1 protein-coding gene is annotated in these 542 nt (G+C 74.2%); it reads left to right on the top strand.

Translation table 11 applies throughout. The annotated features are described in order from the left end of the window. Positions 1–542, top strand: a 542-nt coding sequence (gene rsgA, locus AC1D12_RS35020) for a ribosome small subunit-dependent GTPase A (protein WP_477845633.1), incomplete at both ends; no start/stop codon positions are given.

Here is a 542-nt window from a genome sequence, read left to right as displayed (position 1 = left end):
GGCCCTCGACGAGGCCCGCGCGCAGCTGCGCGGCCGGCTGCCGGCGAATGTCGAGCTGCTGGCCGTCAATGGCCGCAGCGCCGAGGCCGCGCAGGCCTTGCAGCCGTGGCTGTCAGCCGGCCAGACCGTCGTGCTGATGGGCTCGTCGGGCGCCGGCAAGTCCACGCTCACCAACACGCTGGCCGGCACCGAGCTGCAGGACACCGGCGCGGTGCGCGAGCACGACAGCCGCGGCAAGCACACCACCACCTCGCGCTCGCTGCACCGCCTGCCGGGAGGCGCCTGCGTGATCGACACGCCGGGGCTGCGCACGCTGCGACCCGACACCGACGAGGCGCGGCTCGCGCTCAGCTTCGACGACATCGCGACGCTCGCGCTGCAGTGCCGCTTCCGCGACTGCCGCCACGAGGACGAGCCGGGTTGCGCGGTGCGCGAAGGCGTCGGCGCCGACCGCGTGCGCAACTACCACAAGCTGCTGCGCGAGGTGCGGCGCGACACGCTGACCGTGCTCGAGCGGCACCAGCAGCTGTCGCAGTGGAAGG

Source organism: Rhizobacter sp. P1_G5, from assembly GCF_056405435.1.
Note: the sequence above shows the minus strand (reverse complement) of the source record. Positions and strands in the feature narration are given on the sequence as shown.